Origin of the sequence: Nocardia sp. XZ_19_385 (assembly GCF_015355755.1) — a bacterium.
Classification (GTDB): domain Bacteria; phylum Actinomycetota; class Actinomycetes; order Mycobacteriales; family Mycobacteriaceae; genus Nocardia.
In genome coordinates this window covers 28,824-43,724 of sequence record NZ_JACVEE010000009.1, presented here as the reverse complement: position 1 = coordinate 43,724, position 14,901 = coordinate 28,824, and the positions used below count along the sequence as shown (strand labels likewise).

Here is a 14,901-nt window from a genome sequence, read left to right as displayed (position 1 = left end):
TCCGAACCCGGAAGCTAAGGCCACCTGCGCCGATGGTACTGCACTCGACAGGGTGTGGGAGAGTAGGACACCGCCGGAACATCATTGCGAAAGGCCCCCAACCATTGGTTGGGGGCCTTTTTGCGTTCGAAATGCGCACAGCGCTTGCGGCGCAACTCGTTTCGAGACCTCCTGTCCGGGTATCGCCGGAATCAGTTCGACAGGAGTGAGGATCTCGATGAGCACTACAGCCGGCAACACCTCCCAGGCGGAGCGGATCGCCCAAAACCCTACGTTCGAGCGCTTTGCGCGGGCCGGTTACGTAATGACCGGCATCGTCCATCTGATCATCGGCTACCTCGCGCTGCGCTTGGCGTTCGGCGGCGGCAGCAAAACCGCCGATCAATCCGGCGCCATGGCGGAGGTGGCAAGCAAACCGGGCGGCGTGTTCGTATTGTGGTTCGCCGTAGTCGCTTTTGTGCTCCTTGCGCTGTGGCGCCTCGCTGAGACGTTCTTCGGCAGCGCCTCCAAACCCGACCACGCCGACAAGAAGCACGAAGCGTTCCGGCGGGGCAAAGCCTTCGCGTTGACAGTCGTCTATCTGGCCTTCGCGTTCACCGCATTGAGCTTCGCCCGCGGCGCCGGCAAATCCGGCACGCACGAGAGCCGCAGCTGGAGCGCACGTCTGATGGAGAACACCGGCGGCAAGATCCTCTTGGTGCTGATCGCCCTGGCCATCATCGGTGTCGGCGGCTACCACATGTACAAGGGCGCCAGCAAGAAGTTCCTGAAGGACCTGCAGGGCGGCGTCAGTCAGCTGGTGCGGCGGATGGGCATGACCGCCTACATCGTGAAGGGTCTCGCTATCGCCGCTATCGGCGTGCTGCTGATCATCGCGACCTTCCACTCCAAGCCCGATGAGGTTTCCGGGCTCGACGGTGCGCTGAAAACGCTTGGCGCCCAGCCGTACGGCGTGATCCTGCTGGTCGTGGCCGCGCTCGGCATCATCGTCTACGGTCTGTACAGCTTCGTCATGGCGCGCTTCGCGAAGATGTAGCGTGTGCCGGTATGGCGACCACCCTGATCGGCAAGCACGTCAACGCGCCCAGGTCGGCTGTCTACCGTCTGCTGGTCGATGCGGAAGCGGTCCAGACCTGGCAGGTCCCGACCGGGATGTCCAGTGAGGTCCACGAATTCGACGCCCGCGAGGGCGGCCGCTTCCGCATCTCCCTCACCTACGACGACCCCACCAGGACCGGTAAGACAACTGCGCAAACCGACACCCACCACGGCCGCTTCGTCACCCTGATCCCCGGCGAACAGGTCGTGCAGATCGTCGAATTCGAAACCGACGATCCCGCGATGGGCGGGCAGATGACCATCGCCATTTCCCTGGCCGACGCCGAGGACGGCGGCACCGACCTCACCGCCATCCACGAGAACCTGCCCAGCGGACTGGATCCCGAACAGAACGAGCTCGGCTGGCGCCTGTCGCTGGCCAAGCTCGCCGCCCTCGCCGAAACCGGTCGCGTCCCCTAGCCCGACCACAGGCCGAGCCACTGCTCGGCGCCGTACTCCTCGAATCGGTCCACCTCGGTGAACCCAAGCTTCGCGGCGAGGCGCATCGCGCGGTCGTTGGCGGTCTGGGTGCAGAGCGTCAACGGCTCACCGGGCAGCACGTCGGCGAACCAGTCGAGTACGGCTGCGCACGCCTCGGCGGCGTACCCATGTCCCCACGCCTCCGGCAGGAACATGTAACCGAGTTCGGCGTCCGGACGGACGTGACCTGGACGCGCGATGGCGCGCCGATCGAGCGTGATCATGCCGATCATCGCTCCGTCGAGTTCGATGACGAACAGGCCGGGCCGTCGTCCGGACACATCAGGCATTGCGCGCTCGAGCTCGTCCCGTGGCCGGGGTCCACCGATGTAGGTGCCGACCTCGGGCGAGGCGAACAGCTCGATGAAGGCCGCACGGTCGCGGGCCGCGGACTCGCGAAGCACGAGCCGCTCGGTCCTGATCGGGGCGGGCGGCCAGGCGTCGGGTCCTAGCTCGGACCCGACGTCGTGGGACCCCACCCGCTAGCGGCTGGCGAAAATCGTGTCGTGGCAGGCGGATACGAGCGCGACGAGTTCCGCGCCTGCCTCCGCGTCGAGTACGTCGAATGCCGGGGTGATCATCTCGCCGGTGAGGGCCTCGGCCCGCTCCCACCGCTCTCGCACCTCCGGCGTGATCTCGGGGAACGGCGCCTGCCACCCGAACCAAGCCGCTTGGCCCGGTCCGTCGTTGAACGGCGAACCCTTGATCACCACCGCCTCGAGCGGCGTCAATCCACTCGCGCGAATTGCCATCAGGTGCAACCCGCCGCGCAACTCCCGCAGCGTATGCGCCAGATGCAGCACCCGAGCCGGTGCGTCCGCCGCCAACGGCATCGCCCGCCACCCGGCGAACAACGCGGCCCCGGCCGAATCCGCCCCCAGCACAACAGCTTCCAACAGCTCCGCCAGTCGCGGCGCCGCCTCGAACGACGCAAGTTTGCGCCGCCCGAAATCCTGACAGGCCTGCAAGTACCCCTCGGCCGCTTTCGCGGCGGGAATGGCTGCGGTCGCCTCCCACCCCGAGCGGATCGTCGACAGCGGCAAGAATCCGAACGCCGAGCTCACTACATCGGCGTCCACATCGCCGAGCACACCACCCCGGCCCCGCACATAGCCGCCCAGGAACCCCTCCACGCCGGTGCTCGCCGCGAAATCCTTTGCCTCGCGCGAGAACATGAAGCTCCCGCCGGCCCGCTGAATCTGATCACTTACCGCGGCCGCGACCGACATATGAATACCCTTCCGACGAAAAGCTTTGCCTTCGCAGACTACTCACAGACGGCCCGCGTCGGCCCCGCCATCTTCAGGAGCACCTATCTCATCGGTCGCCGGCGCGTGATCACTGGTGCGGGACTGCGCAGCCCTCGGGTCCGCAGGCGTCCTCGCTGCCGCCGAGCACTTCGAGCTCCGGTGTGTGGTCGCTCCATGCCCGCTCCAGCGCCTGCGCGAACACCTCCGGCGGCTGGGCCCCGGAAACCCCGTACTTCCGGTCGATGACGAAGAACGGCACACCGCGGGCACCCAGCCGGGCAGCCTCGGCTTCATCGGCCCGCACCGCGTCGGCGTAGGTCTCGGGGTCGGCCAGTACGGCCCGAACCTCGGCAGCGTCGAATCCGGCGCCGGTCGCCACCTGCACCAGGCGTTCGTTGTCGCCGAACAGCGGTCGCGCATCGGCGAAGTTGGCTTCGTACAGCGCATCCAGCAATGCTTCCTGGCGGCCCTGCGCGAGGGCGAAGTGCAGCAGGCGATGCATATCGAAGCTGCTGCCGAAGTCGCGTCCCTCGATCCGGTAGTCCAAACCCATCGCCTCGGCCTGCGCGCCGATACCGCGCTCGTTGGCGGCGGCCTGCGCCTCGCTGATGCCGTACTTCTCGGCGATATGCGGGATCACCGCGTCGCTGTGTCCCGGATCCAGGGTGGGATCCAATTCGAAGGACCGGTGCAGCACCTCGACGGCGTCGCGGTGCGGGAAATCCGCCAGGGCCTCCTCGAACCGCCGCTTGCCCAGATAGCAGAACGGACAGTTGATATCGGTCCAGATCTCGACCTGTACGGCCATGACACCTCGTTCCCACAACGGCGCGGGCGGTCTTTCCGCCGCGAGTGCCTCGGCACCACTGACTGAAAACAGCGTGACCTGTGCGAATGTTCCCTGAGCTGGTCAGCGTGGCTGGAGTTGGGCGCGGTCGGCGGCGGCACGGCCCGCGTCCCACCCGGCGGCGCTGCCGATGGTGGTGCGTTTGGGCGCGACCGCGGGGAACAGGCTGTCGAAGGCCTTGTCGACCTTGGCCTGATGTGAAGCCAGCACCGGGAGCAGGTGTTCCGGTTCGGCGGATTCGGCGATCGTGGCCTCGTTCGCTTCGGCAAGTCGCTCGCCGATGCGGGTGGCATAGGCGAGCAGGAACGATTTCCGGAACGATCGGGTGCGGGAGTGGGCGTCGCGCGGATCCGGGTCGGCACCGGCGATCATGGCGCGGGTGGCTTGGACGAGCAGCGAGGTGACTAGGAGCTCGACCGCGTCGAGGTCGGGTTCGTCGCCGACGACTGTGGTGAAGCCCCAGTCCGAGAAGATGGCGCGACAGCGGTTCGCGTGGGTGACCACCTCGACCAGGAGAGCTTTGGCGTCGACATAGGGAGTGTCGAGCCAGATGCGGCGGGCGCCGGGCAGGTCGGCGGCGACGGCGCGCGCTTCGACCAGTACGCGATCGATGGCGTACTTGGTCATCAGCTCCTGAGCTTTGGCCGACAGCGCCTCCGCCTCCTCGGGGAACGAGGTGGATTCGGCTTTGGCCAGCAGACCGCGGACTCGGGTGAGCGCCTTGTCGTCGACGCGGTGCGGAGTGTCCGCGGCGGAACGGCGCACCGTGCCCGGGAGCGGCCGGATCAGTTCCAGCTTCGGTAGCCGTAGCAGCAGGGCCAGCGCCTGGATGACCGCGGTCAGCGCCTCGACCGGCGTGAGCAGCTGCTTACCGGCCCACTGGCTCAGGTGTGGTTGCGCCGTGGACCACCAGACGCGCACTCCGGCTGCCTCGAGCTGGTCGTGCCAGGTGTCGTCGATCGTGGCGGCGGGGTAGGGCTCGAGGTAGGCGGCCAGCACATCGGTGACATAGCTGACCGCGAATTCGTCGACCCGGCGGCGGGCGGCCTCGTGAATGTCGGCGGGCAGCCAGCCATTCTCGAAGACCCGTGTGATGACGTGCTGGCCCGCCAGATGCGCGCCGTGCTCCAGCTCCGCGGTGAGAGAGTCGGGCCCGGCGAGTTCGGTGGCGAAACGCTCGGCGGTTTCTCCCTTGGCCGTTTCCAGGGCGGCCGCGGCGAGCGCCTGGGCGGCCTGCTCCGGGGACCGTGCGCCCACACCGCCGTGCGTGATCCAGAAATCGGACCCGCCCTGACGCGCCCGCTGCTTGGCCGCCCGATGCGCGCGATTCGGCTTCTTACCCATGGTCGGAGCCCCCTCATCATCGGTTGGTGCGGTACCTGCACGGTACGGCCTGCCACCGACAGCTCCGGAAAGCGGTCGGCGCTATGCGGTCTGCACGGTGAGCCGGTAGTTCAACGCGATGCCCTTGCGGATGTACGCGGCGCCGCCGAGATGCAGCCATCGGGAGTCGCCGCCGCGTGGGTCAGCCAGGTACGTACCCCGCACGTTGTCGACGCCGGACGGAAAGCCGGCGGCCGGGGCGGACACATTGCTCGCGACGTACGCCTCGGCCCACACGCGGGGTTCGGGCGCGCCGTCGAGCAGCGGCGGGACGTCGGGAACAAAGACGCCGAACTCGTCGGCCGGTGCCTTCAGGGAATCGAAGAACCGGCCTTTTATCGCCAGCCGGAGTGTGCCGGTGTAGATCGTGCAGCTCGGCGTCAACTGCAGGGGCGGGGCGGGCTGTACGTCGAGCTGCAATTCCATGCACCCGACTGTACGAGTGATGATCAGCCGGTGGCGTCGTCGGTCTTCGGGGTGACCGTGGAGGCGGGGACCAGGTTCCAGCGCTCCAGCTGCTTGCGGATCTGCTCGGCGGCATCGATGTTGAGCGGGCCGCTGGTCCACAGGGCGTAGGGGAGGTTCAGGAAACGGCCCTCGGTGACGGCACGCAGTTGGTTGATGCCGGGCTTGCCGCGCAGCAGTTCCACCTTCTGTGCGAAGGTCTGTTCGGGATAGTCGACGAACATGATGGCGTCGGGATCGGAGGCCGCGAGCCGCTCCCAGGAGACCTTGGTCCAGGTGTCGTCGACGTCGTCGAGGATGTTCCGGCCGCCCGCGGCTTCCAGGATCGCTTGCGGCGCACCGAATTTGCCGCTGGAGAAGATGGTGTCGCTGGCGCTGTCGAAGAGGAAGATATCGGGCCTGCGCTGCGGCTGCGGCGCGGATTTCAGTGCGGCGAGCCGCTTGTCCAGGTCGGCAGTGAGCTCGGCGGCGCGGTCGGTGCGGCCGGTGATGGCGCCGAGGTTGGTGAGGTCGGTGCGCAGCGCGGTCCACGGTTCGACGATGCCACGGGCGCCTTCGCCGGGCTGGCGGCAACTTTCGGTGAGGACGTAGGCGGCGACGCCGTCCTGGCGCAGCGAGGCGGGGGTGAGGTTCTTGGCTTCGTCGTAGCCGTAGTTCCAGCCCGCGACCATGACGTCAGGTCGCTGCGCGAGCACGGTTTCACGCGTCGGGTATTGCGGAGCAACGGACTTCAGGTCGTCGACGACCGTGCCGTAGTGCCGGCGCAGGGTGTCGGCGTCCCGTTGCACGCTCGACACCGCGACCACCTGGTCCTGCGCGCCGAGCGCCAGCGCCATGGAGATCAGGTTGCCGTCGTTGACGAACATTCGCTGCGCCTGCGCGGGGAACGGCACGTCGGCGTCGCAGTTGCGGACGGTCAGGGTGCCCGCGGCGGGCGCCTGGTTGCCGCAGGCGGCCAGGGTGGCGGTCAGCGCGGCCGCGGCCAGCACCCGGATGGAGTTCCTCATCGATATTGCCTTTCGCGAGCGCGTCATACGGACGCGGTGGGAGTGATCAGCAGATGTGATTCGCCGGTGCCCGGGTGCCGCACGCGGACGGCGTGCACGCCGAATACGGTCTCGAGGACTTCGGGTCGCAGCGCGGTCTCCGGCTTTTCGAGCGGGTGTGCGGTGCCGTTGTGCAGCACCAGGATTCGGTCGCAGTAGCGGTCGGCCAGTGACAACTCGTGCAGGGCCATGACCACGGTGCGGTTCAGAGTCCTTGTCAGCGCGAGCAATTCGAGCTGGTGGGTGATATCGAGATGGTTGGTCGGCTCGTCGAGCAGGAGTATCGGGGTGTCCTGCACCAGTGCGCGGGCCAGCAGCACCCGCTGCCGTTCGCCACCGGACAGATGGTGCACCGGCCGGTCGGCGAATCCCGCCAAATCGACTGCGGCCAAAGCTTCCTCGATGGCCTGTTGCTCGCGCGGTGACCCGGCACCCCACGGCGGCAGGTAGGGAGTACGTCCCAGGGCGACGACTTCCCCGGCTCGCAGATCCGCGGGCGGACGCTCGTCCTGAGCGACCATGGCCACTGTCTTCGCGCGGCGGCGTGGTGAAAGGTCATGCAGCGCGGCACCGTCCACGAGGACCTGCCCGTGCACAGGCCGCTTCACTCCCGCGAGTACCCGCAGCAGAGTCGACTTACCGCTGCCGTTCGGGCCGACGATGCCGACCACTTCTCCGGGCTCGATGTCGAACGTGGCGTCGGCGACAACGCGCCGCTTCCCCGCGGCGCACGCCAATGCCTTCGCGGCCACGCCGACTCCGGCCGTCTTTGGCTTCGGCAACGCGCGGAAACCGGTGGCGCGATTCATGATTCCCCGAAGCTGTAGCGGCGACGCCCCAGCAGGAGCAGGAACGCCGGAGCGCCGATGAGACCGGTCAGGACACCGACCGGGATCTCGGTGGGGCGGCCCAGCGCGCGGGTCGCGGCGTCGGCAACGACCAGAAACAGCGCCCCGCACAGCGCGCTCGCGGGCAGCAGGTTGCGGTGCCGGGGGCCCACGATGAGGCGTGCGGCGTGCGGGATGACCAGGCCGACGAATCCGATGCCACCCGAGACCGCCACGAGCACACCCACCAGGATCGCGAGCAGAACGAACAGGGCGATCCGCAGTTGCTTGACCGGGACCCCGATAGAGGCGGCGGTGTCGGCGCCGAAGGTCAGCGCGTCGAGCCAGCCGCTGGCCACGTAGAGCGCCAATCCGCTGAGCGCGACGACGGCGATGGGCAGGCCGAGTTTGGTCCAGTCCGCGCCGGCGAGGCTGCCGAGCAGCCAGAACAGGACCGACTGGGCGGCCGCGGGATCCTTGCTGCGGAAGACCAGGTAGCTGCTGAACGCCGCGAACGCCGAGGCGAGGACGGTGCCGGTGAGCACCAGGCGCAGCGGAGTCAGCCCGCCCTGCGCGATCGCGATGACGAATACCATTGCTGCCGCGGCGAATGCGCCGACCAGTGCGCCGGCGGACAGCGCCCAGATTCCGGCGCCGGCGAATAGCCCGGAGGTGATGACGGCGGCCGCGCCGACACCCGCGCCGGAGGACACTCCGAGCAGGTACGGATCGGCCAGTGGGTTGCGGACCAGCGTCTGCATTGCCGCCCCGGCCAACGCCAAGCCCGCGCCGACAACCGCGGCGAGCACCGTGCGTGGCACTCGGAGCTGCCAGACGATGGTGTCGAGGCTGAGGTCGTCAACCGTGCCGCCGAAGATGCGGTGCTTCAGCACGTCTACCACTGCGGAGACCGGAAGCGTCTCGGCGCCGAAGCCCGTGGCGACGACCATCGCGCACAACAGGAGTGCCGCGAGGACCGGCAAGGCCACCGCGGTTCGAATGCGAACCATCAGCCGTGCTTCCCCGGATGGAACCGGGTCCCGACGACGGTGTGGTGCCCTCGACGACGAGCTGCCAGACAGGCGGTTCCCCCTGCGCGGACGATCCGCGAACGGTTCGCGGGCGCAGATCCAATGTGGTCACAGCTAATTCGCCCCGGGGCCGGGTCGGTTGTGGCGCCGGTTGGCGGCGCCTCGAGTCGGGCTCGGGCGATCGATCTCCGCACGCGGAGGATCGGCAGCTCCATAGGCAAGTCGCGGCCTTTCCAGAGTTCGCCCCGGCGAGGGAGGTCTGACTCTCGCCTGCTAGGGCGAATCACAGTGGCGCGACCGTTCCGGATTCTCACCGGATTCCCGCACCCGCCGGGAATGACGGGTGAACCATACCGGGCCGTCCGATACGCGGCCCGCACCGGTGTCTTCAGCTCTCTGACCGGGCTTGCGCCGAAGTCGTTCGCAATGCTCAGGTTTATCCCCGTTGACATCGGTAAGTCCGTTGGCAGACCATCCATTTCCCCGACACAGTGGAGTGATGTCGCTGTTGGACGATCGGCACCCGTCCACCGTCACCGCCTACGACGACGCGCGACGCCGGGCCCGCTGGCGGGAAACCCGCCTCGGCCACGACTGGACGACGTTGCGCCGCACCCGGGTGACGCTGGTCCGGGTCGCGGCTGTGCTCGTCGCGGTGCTGGTCGCGTTCGCCCAGTACTGGACCTACGACATCGCACCGGAGCGGGCCCGGCTCGCCCGGACCGAACCGGCGATCCTGCCCGTCGCCACCCCTGGCGAACAACAGAACTGGGACACCGTCGTAGTCGACCTGGTCGGGCTCGGCAATCTGAACGCGAGCAACACCGCCGCCGCGCTGCCGTCGCTGAGCCGGCTCGGCGTGGTGTGGGCGATCAAATACGACAACCGCGGTATCGACACCAAGGTGATCGCGGATCTGATCGTCCGCGCGGCCCTCATGTCGGGACTGAAGAACGTGGTGCTGGTGGGCCACAGCATGGGCGGGGTGATCGCGCTGGAGGTGGCCCGGCACATCCACACCGGCAGCGACCGCCGCCTGGTCGGCGTGCTGCTGGATTGCACACCGATGGATTTGAACGCGGTCCGGGAGGAGAGCCGCGGTCGCGGCGAGGACATGGTGCGCTGGATGGGCTGGCTGCCCGGCGCGCGGGAGAGCCGGACGCTGCGATTGATCGTCGAAATGTACTCGCGTCGAGGAGAATTCGTCGATCGCGGCTTGCACGGAGCCCCTGGGATCCGGATGCCCGAACTCCGTGACGTGATCGAACGGGTCCTGCACGAGAAGATCTTCTCCGACGACGCTGCCAGCAACGGCCTGATCGAATCCCAGTTCCTGGCGATCGTCGCGGGGGGCACCACCAGCGACCTGCACGCCCTGGCCCGTCCGGTCGAAGGCAGATCCCGCCCGGCCATCGTCTTCCTGCGTCCCCGCGACGCCCAGCGCGATCGGGTCGTCGACGTCGAATATTCGCACCAGGTATTGATCGAACTGGCCGGCGGCGTCGACGGCAGCCTGCTGGTGGCGTACCCGCGAAACACCGGGCACGCCAATCCGATTCAACGGCCGCGCGAATACAACCAGGTGATCACCGACCAGGTGCTGCCGTTCGTGCAGCGCTATCAGCAGCAGGTGCGCGAGGCGCAGAGTTCGGCCGCGCCTCGCTGACCCGGGCTATTTGAGCAGCGCCTCGGTCAGGCCGCACACCTTCCAGTCACCGCTTTCCTGCACCAGCTTGTAGGTGAAGGTCTGGGCGGTGGTCTTGCCGGCGACCTTCACGCTGATCTCGGTGGTGAAGGTGCCGCTGCTGGCGCCGCTGGCGACATCGACGCTCTTCAAGGTGCTCTTCGCGTCGACCTTGGGCACATTGGTGGGGACGGTGCCGGTGGTCTTCACGCTGTCGAGCTTCGCCAGATCCGACTTGCAGACCAGGTTCTTCTTGTCGCCGGTGCCGTTCACCCAGGCCTCGGCCACCTCACGCGGGCTCTTGGACGAGCCGCCGATGCCGCCGTCTTCGCCCGAGAACAGGACGAACGCGCCCACGACGATGAGGATGAGGATGAGCGCGCCGCCGCCGAGAAGTAGTGGCAGCGTCTTGTTTCCGCCATTGCGAGGTGGCTGCGGGAACTGCTGACCGTAGGGCGGCTGGCCCGGCGGCGGCTGACCGTACTGCGGATACTGTTGCCCCGCAGGTCCGTATGGTTGCGGGGCGCCGTAGGGCTGCTGACCGCCGTAAGGTTGCTGCGGTGCGCCATAGGGCTGCTGAGGCTGCCATCCGCCGGGCTGGTTGTAGGGATTAGGTGGTTGTGGTGCGCTCATGCGAGTCCTGCAAGTCCTATCCATGCTGACAACAGACGACGGCCCTGGAGCCACCGCGATTCAACCATGCCTAGCACACTGGAGTTACTGGGCCGCAACAGGTTTTACAGTCGTTTGATATGGGTCAGCGGACGCGGGTGCCCAGCAGATGCCGCACGCCGGCCACGAACAGTTGCAGGCCGAAGTCGAAACGTGCTGTCGGATCGGCGTTCTCGTCGATGGGGGAGGCGCCGTCGGGCAGCGCGCCCACTGAATCCATCTGCATGCGCGATTGCTCGTCGACGGTGTGGCCGAGCACGTAGTACAGCAGCGTGAAGGCCGTGAGTTCGGCTTCGTCGCGGGGCATGCCCGCGCGAATCGTGGCGCTGACGAAGCGTTCCCGGCCCTTGCTGGTGGTCAGGCGGGAGGCGTAGGTGGCCGAGACCAGTTCCGCGCCGTCGCGGTAGGCGAGCAGGCAGTCGCGCAGGCGGTGCGCCAATTCGCTGATCTGGTCCGACCATTCGGTCGCGGTGATCGGATCGTCCATGGGCGCGAGGATCTTGTCGGCGACCGCGCCCAAAAGCGCCTGCTTGTTGGGAAAGTGCCAGTACAGCGCGCCCGGCTGCACCTGCAGCGAGCCCGCCAGCCGTCGCATGGTGAGGTCGGCCAGGCCGTATTGGTCCAGGATGGCGATCGCCCCGTCGACCACGTCCGCCCGATGCAGTTGCACGCCAATTCCCTCCGCACGTGTTTTGACTCACTCTCGAACCTACCCTAGCCTGAACACCGTTCAAGTTGCACGGAGACCTCGTGCAGAGCCGGACGAAGGGACTTCGTGCAATGACTCAGGCACCCGTACAAACTGATTCACCCACCCCGCCGACTCCGTCGGCTGCCACCCCGGGGATTCTGTCGATCGCCCGCGAGCAGGTGCTCGAGCGTGGCGTCGCCCTGACCCAGGAGCAGACCCTCGAGGTGCTCCGCCTCGGCGACGACCAGCTCGAAGACTTGCTCGCCCTGGCGCACGAGGTGCGGATGAAGTGGTGCGGCCCCGAGGTCGAGGTCGAGGGCATCATCTCGCTCAAGACCGGCGGCTGCCCCGAGGACTGCCACTTCTGCTCGCAGTCGGGCCTGTTCCAGTCGCCGGTGCGCGCCGCCTGGCTCGACATCCCGAGCCTGGTCGAAGCCGCCAAGCAGACCGCCAAGTCCGGCGCCACCGAGTTCTGCATCGTCGCCGCCGTGCGCGGACCCGACGAGCGGCTGATGGCCCAGGTCGCCGCCGGTGTCGAAGCCATTCGCAACGAGGTCGACATCCAGGTCGCCTGCTCGCTGGGCATGCTCACCCAGGAACAGGTCGACCAGCTCGCCGCCATGGGCGTGCACCGCTACAACCACAACCTCGAAACCGCCAAGTCGCACTTCCCGAAGGTCGTCACCACGCACTCCTACGAGGAGCGCTGGGACACCCTGCGGATGGTGCGCGAAGCCGGCATGGAGGTGTGCTCGGGCGGCATCCTCGGCATGGGCGAAAGCCTGGAGCAGCGCGCTGAATTCGCCGTGCAGCTGGCCGAACTCGAGCCTGACGAGGTGCCGCTGAACTTCCTCAACCCGCGCCCGGGCACCCCCTTCGGCGACCTCGAGGTGCTGCCCGCCTCCGACGCGCTGCGTGCCGTCGCCGCGTTCCGGCTGGCGCTGCCGCGCACCATGCTGCGCTTCGCCGGCGGCCGCGAGATCACCCTCGGTGATCTCGGCGCCAAGCAGGGCATCCTCGGCGGCATCAACGCCGTCATCGTCGGCAACTATCTGACCACCCTCGGCCGCCCCGCCGAAGCGGACCTGGATCTGCTCGGCGAGCTGAAGATGCCGATCAAGGCGCTCAACGAAACTCTGTGAGCCAGGGGCTCCTTGCCGAACATGATGGGTAATGTCATGGCTGTGGTCCCTCAAAACATGGACGAGCGCTACAACCCGTTCACCGGGAAGCGGATCGTGCCCGGGCTCGACGACGCGGTTCCGGCCGCCGCCGCACTCGGGCTGGAGCCGCCGCGTTTCTGCGAGCACTGCGGGCGTCGCATGATCGTGCAGGTGAGCCCGGATGGCTGGTGGGCCAAATGCTCCCGGCACGGTGTGCTCGACTCGACGAGTCTGGAACGCCGCTAGTGCCGGCCGCGGGCAGCGGTGTGGTGTACGGGCCGGTCGCTTTCGGCGTCCGGCGTGAGGTGCGCGCGGGGCTGCTGATCGGCGCCGCGGTGGTGGTGCTGAGCATCCTCGGCGGTGTCGCATGGGGTTTCCTCGCGCCCGCCGAGCATCTGCTGGTCACCCAGCCCGGCCGCGGCGCGCCGCTGACCGGCGAAAGTACGCACCAATTCGACGCGCTCGCGATTTTCGCCTGCTTCGGTTTCGTGGCGGGTGTGCTGTCCGCCGCGGCCGCTTGGCGGTGGCGTGCGGTGCGCGGCCCGATCATGCAGGGCGGGCTGCTGATCGGATCGCTGATCGGCGCATACGCGATGAAGTGGTTCGGCGAGACCATCGCGGAGGTGCGGTTTCCGCGGCCCGAGGATCCGGCGGTCGGCAAGATCATCGCGCTGGCGCCCGAGGTCGGTAGTTCGCTCGCGCTGGTAGTGCAGCCGCTGGTCGCCTCGCTGCTGCTGATGTTCCTGGCCGCGTTCAGCGCCTCGGAGGATCTGGGCACCGGTTTCTCCGGCCCGTTCGGCACCCAGCGTCCGGTGCTGGACTTCCCGCCCGGCGGCGATTGGCCCCCGACGCACTACCCGGACGAGCCGGTTTCCCACGGCCCCGACGGCTCGGTGACCTACGCCGACGGGACCGTCGAATACCCCAACGGCACCACCACCTACCGCGGCGGCACCGATTCGGTGCCAGAGTCACGGCCCGCACGCTGACTGTTGGCCGAACCGTTGCTCCGACGGCGGCACAGGCGTACCAGAACACCCTAAAATTGGGTTACACGCTGTGCGTTCAAGGAGGAACGAGTCGTGGCGTTCATCGGTAGCGGTCCGGTCGTCGAGGAACTCGACGCCAAATTCTGGAAGCTCACCGAACCGGTGGTCTACCAGGGCGAGAGCCAGGAATTCACGGTGCCCGCCGGCTTCCGCACCGACTTCGCTTCCGTACCACGCGCATTGGTGTGGCTGATTCCGCGCTACGGGGCCTACACCCGCGCCGCCATCCTGCACGACTATCTGCTGCACTCCAACGTGGTGAGTACGGCCGACGCCGACGGGATCTTCCGGCGGGCCATGCGCGAGCTCGGTGTCTCCGTGCCGCGCCGCTGGATGATGTGGGCCGCAGTGCGTTTGGCGAACCGGTTGGAGGGCGCGACACCCGGCGACCTCGGCCGGTTCTTCGTGGTCGCGACACCCGCCGTGGTGTTCCTGGCCGTACCCGTCATCGTGGTGACGGTGTTTCTATGGATCTTCTGGCTGGTGGAGTTGGTGTTCTGGGCCGTCGCGCGGCTGAGCCGTCGCACTGCGGCCCCTCCACCGAAGCCGCAGATGAAGACGGCTTGAAGTCTGTCCGCCGGAAATTCGGTGGAGCGCGGAATACCTCCCCGGCTACCGTGGCTGTAGCAGCCGACACGCGTGAGGGGAGGTCCGGTCATGAAGCGAATGAACAGCGCAACTGGCACAGGCACGGCACAGCAGGCCGAGCGCCCGGACCTGACCGCGTGGAAGATGCGGCACGAGGTGCGGCGTTCCAATGCGGCCCAGCCGATTCCGAGTAATCGGCAGTATCGCCGTAATCGCAAGCACCGCGATCGCAACGACGACTGACTCGTCCTTGTCGTCCGGACGTCCGGTCCGGAACTCCTGTCCAAGCCGCTGACCTGCGCATACCAGATCGAATCCGACCTCTGGGCGCGCGTGGAACCTCGTGCTCTTCGTAGCGTCGAAGTCGTTCGATCGTCTCGAACTCCAGCGACTCACAGGGAATTTCCTCATGTTCGTAAAGCTGTCTCTCGCCGCCGTCACGTTCGCCGTCGGCGGCTTGCTCGCCACCCCACTCCTAGCCGAAGAACCGGGACCGGTTGTGGTGCACCAGGTATCCACGACCACCGAGTTCGTCCTACCGCCGTGTCTCCCGAAGCCCGTCGAAATCGAGGAACCGGCGCTGACCGAGCCGCTGCGCCCGGCCGGCGTGCCGTGCCATCCATAATG

Annotated in this window: 19 protein-coding genes and 1 riboswitch; of the genes, 9 read left to right on the top strand and 10 right to left on the bottom strand. The window is 67.6% G+C overall.

Annotated features, from left to right (window positions below; translation table 11 throughout):
* The first annotated feature begins 217 nt into the window (after nt 1-217).
* Both IBX22_RS36805 and IBX22_RS36800 read left to right on the top strand, forming a co-directional pair.
* Nucleotides 218-1,036 carry a DUF1206 domain-containing protein gene (locus tag IBX22_RS36805; RefSeq protein WP_194820475.1) on the top strand — a complete coding sequence of 273 codons (819 nt, stop codon included), beginning with the start codon at nt 218-220 and terminating at the stop codon, nt 1,034-1,036.
* An 11-nt stretch (nt 1,037-1,047) separates the two neighbouring features.
* Nucleotides 1,048-1,518 (top strand): SRPBCC domain-containing protein, encoded by a 471-nt coding sequence (locus IBX22_RS36800; RefSeq protein WP_194820470.1) that lies wholly within the window; start codon nt 1,048-1,050, stop codon nt 1,516-1,518.
* Here IBX22_RS36800 and IBX22_RS36795 read toward each other — a convergent pair.
* From IBX22_RS36795 to IBX22_RS36760, 8 genes are all read right to left on the bottom strand, one after another.
* A complete protein-coding gene (locus IBX22_RS36795) occupies nt 1,515-1,982 on the bottom strand; it encodes a GNAT family N-acetyltransferase (RefSeq protein ID WP_309234947.1) in 468 nt (155 codons plus the stop codon). The genes IBX22_RS36800 and IBX22_RS36795 overlap by 4 nt on opposite strands.
* Nucleotides 1,983-2,060: 78 nt before the next feature.
* Nucleotides 2,061-2,807, bottom strand: a complete 747-nt coding sequence (locus tag IBX22_RS36790; protein WP_194820468.1) for a hypothetical protein — start codon at nt 2,805-2,807, stop codon at nt 2,061-2,063.
* Between the two features lie 109 nt (nt 2,808-2,916).
* A complete protein-coding gene (locus IBX22_RS36785; protein WP_194820467.1) occupies nt 2,917-3,636 on the bottom strand; it encodes a DsbA family oxidoreductase in 720 nt (239 codons plus the stop codon).
* A 102-nt stretch (nt 3,637-3,738) separates the two neighbouring features.
* Entirely contained in the window at nt 3,739-5,019 is a 1,281-nt protein-coding gene (locus IBX22_RS36780; RefSeq protein WP_194820466.1) for a DUF2786 domain-containing protein, read from the bottom strand.
* A gap of 81 nt (nt 5,020-5,100) precedes the next feature.
* The gene (locus IBX22_RS36775; RefSeq protein ID WP_194820465.1) at nt 5,101-5,484 is read right to left on the bottom strand and encodes a hypothetical protein; all 384 of its coding nucleotides are present in this window, start codon (nt 5,482-5,484) and stop codon (nt 5,101-5,103) included.
* 23 nt (nt 5,485-5,507) lie between these two features.
* Entirely contained in the window at nt 5,508-6,530 is a 1,023-nt protein-coding gene (locus tag IBX22_RS36770) for an ABC transporter substrate-binding protein (protein WP_194820464.1), read from the bottom strand.
* Nucleotides 6,531-6,553: 23 nt separating this feature from the next.
* Nucleotides 6,554-7,378 (bottom strand): ABC transporter ATP-binding protein, encoded by an 825-nt coding sequence (locus IBX22_RS36765; protein ID WP_194820463.1) that lies wholly within the window; start codon nt 7,376-7,378, stop codon nt 6,554-6,556.
* A complete protein-coding gene (locus IBX22_RS36760) occupies nt 7,375-8,406 on the bottom strand; it encodes an iron ABC transporter permease (protein ID WP_194820462.1) in 1,032 nt (343 codons plus the stop codon). Before IBX22_RS36760 ends, IBX22_RS36765 begins: the two co-directional genes overlap by 4 nt.
* 255 nt (nt 8,407-8,661) lie before the next feature.
* Nucleotides 8,662-8,795: riboswitch (cobalamin riboswitch) on the bottom strand.
* 131 nt (nt 8,796-8,926) lie between these two features.
* Here IBX22_RS36760 and IBX22_RS36755 point away from each other — a divergent pair.
* Nucleotides 8,927-10,093 carry an alpha/beta fold hydrolase gene (locus IBX22_RS36755; protein WP_194820461.1) on the top strand — a complete coding sequence of 389 codons (1,167 nt, stop codon included), beginning with the start codon at nt 8,927-8,929 and terminating at the stop codon, nt 10,091-10,093.
* A 6-nt stretch (nt 10,094-10,099) separates the two neighbouring features.
* Here the strand turns inward: IBX22_RS36755 and IBX22_RS36750 are convergent, their stop codons facing one another.
* Entirely contained in the window at nt 10,100-10,744 is a 645-nt protein-coding gene (locus tag IBX22_RS36750) for a hypothetical protein (RefSeq protein WP_194820460.1), read from the bottom strand.
* Nucleotides 10,745-10,868: 124 nt separating this feature from the next.
* Nucleotides 10,869-11,453 (bottom strand): TetR/AcrR family transcriptional regulator C-terminal domain-containing protein, encoded by a 585-nt coding sequence (locus tag IBX22_RS36745; protein WP_194820459.1) that lies wholly within the window; start codon nt 11,451-11,453, stop codon nt 10,869-10,871.
* A gap of 110 nt (nt 11,454-11,563) precedes the next feature.
* On the opposite strand from IBX22_RS36745, the gene bioB reads away from it, so the two are divergent.
* The 6 genes from bioB to IBX22_RS36715 all read left to right on the top strand — a co-directional run bounded on the left by bioB (nt 11,564) and on the right by IBX22_RS36715 (nt 14,899).
* Entirely contained in the window at nt 11,564-12,616 is a 1,053-nt protein-coding gene (bioB, locus tag IBX22_RS36740) for a biotin synthase BioB (RefSeq protein ID WP_228540208.1), read from the top strand.
* A 57-nt stretch (nt 12,617-12,673) separates the two neighbouring features.
* On the top strand, nt 12,674-12,883 hold the full coding sequence (locus tag IBX22_RS36735; RefSeq protein WP_194820473.1) for a hypothetical protein: 210 nt from the start codon (nt 12,674-12,676) through the stop codon (nt 12,881-12,883).
* Complete coding sequence (locus IBX22_RS36730; protein ID WP_309234946.1) at nt 12,883-13,626, top strand: DUF2567 domain-containing protein; 744 nt, start codon at nt 12,883-12,885, stop codon at nt 13,624-13,626. The genes IBX22_RS36735 and IBX22_RS36730 overlap by 1 nt, the downstream gene beginning before the upstream one ends.
* Nucleotides 13,627-13,719: 93 nt before the next feature.
* Nucleotides 13,720-14,253 (top strand): DUF1353 domain-containing protein, encoded by a 534-nt coding sequence (locus tag IBX22_RS36725; protein ID WP_194820457.1) that lies wholly within the window; start codon nt 13,720-13,722, stop codon nt 14,251-14,253.
* Nucleotides 14,254-14,352: 99 nt separating this feature from the next.
* Entirely contained in the window at nt 14,353-14,517 is a 165-nt protein-coding gene (locus IBX22_RS36720) for a hypothetical protein (protein ID WP_194820456.1), read from the top strand.
* A 166-nt stretch (nt 14,518-14,683) separates the two neighbouring features.
* A complete protein-coding gene (locus IBX22_RS36715) occupies nt 14,684-14,899 on the top strand; it encodes a hypothetical protein (RefSeq protein WP_194820455.1) in 216 nt (71 codons plus the stop codon).
* Nucleotides 14,900-14,901: the final 2 nt, after the last annotated feature.

What these genes read in the sequence shown, in the direction of transcription:
- IBX22_RS36805 (WP_194820475.1), top strand. Translation starts at nt 218, where the DNA reads ATGAGCACTACAGCCGGCAACACCTCCCAGGCGGAGCGGATCGCCCAA.
- IBX22_RS36800 (WP_194820470.1), top strand. Translation starts at nt 1,048, where the DNA reads ATGGCGACCACCCTGATCGGCAAGCACGTCAACGCGCCCAGGTCGGCT.
- IBX22_RS36790 (WP_194820468.1), bottom strand. Translation starts at nt 2,807, where the DNA reads ATGTCGGTCGCGGCCGCGGTAAGTGATCAGATTCAGCGGGCCGGCGGG.
- IBX22_RS36785 (WP_194820467.1), bottom strand. Translation starts at nt 3,636, where the DNA reads ATGGCCGTACAGGTCGAGATCTGGACCGATATCAACTGTCCGTTCTGC.
- IBX22_RS36780 (WP_194820466.1), bottom strand. Translation starts at nt 5,019, where the DNA reads ATGGGTAAGAAGCCGAATCGCGCGCATCGGGCGGCCAAGCAGCGGGCG.
- IBX22_RS36775 (WP_194820465.1), bottom strand. Translation starts at nt 5,484, where the DNA reads ATGGAATTGCAGCTCGACGTACAGCCCGCCCCGCCCCTGCAGTTGACG.
- IBX22_RS36770 (WP_194820464.1), bottom strand. Translation starts at nt 6,530, where the DNA reads ATGAGGAACTCCATCCGGGTGCTGGCCGCGGCCGCGCTGACCGCCACC.
- IBX22_RS36765 (WP_194820463.1), bottom strand. Translation starts at nt 7,378, where the DNA reads ATGAATCGCGCCACCGGTTTCCGCGCGTTGCCGAAGCCAAAGACGGCC.
- IBX22_RS36760 (WP_194820462.1), bottom strand. Translation starts at nt 8,406, where the DNA reads ATGGTTCGCATTCGAACCGCGGTGGCCTTGCCGGTCCTCGCGGCACTC.
- IBX22_RS36755 (WP_194820461.1), top strand. Translation starts at nt 8,927, where the DNA reads ATGTCGCTGTTGGACGATCGGCACCCGTCCACCGTCACCGCCTACGAC.
- IBX22_RS36750 (WP_194820460.1), bottom strand. Translation starts at nt 10,744, where the DNA reads ATGAGCGCACCACAACCACCTAATCCCTACAACCAGCCCGGCGGATGG.
- bioB (WP_228540208.1), top strand. Translation starts at nt 11,564, where the DNA reads ATGACTCAGGCACCCGTACAAACTGATTCACCCACCCCGCCGACTCCG.
- IBX22_RS36735 (WP_194820473.1), top strand. Translation starts at nt 12,674, where the DNA reads ATGGACGAGCGCTACAACCCGTTCACCGGGAAGCGGATCGTGCCCGGG.
- IBX22_RS36720 (WP_194820456.1), top strand. Translation starts at nt 14,353, where the DNA reads ATGAACAGCGCAACTGGCACAGGCACGGCACAGCAGGCCGAGCGCCCG.
- IBX22_RS36715 (WP_194820455.1), top strand. Translation starts at nt 14,684, where the DNA reads ATGTTCGTAAAGCTGTCTCTCGCCGCCGTCACGTTCGCCGTCGGCGGC.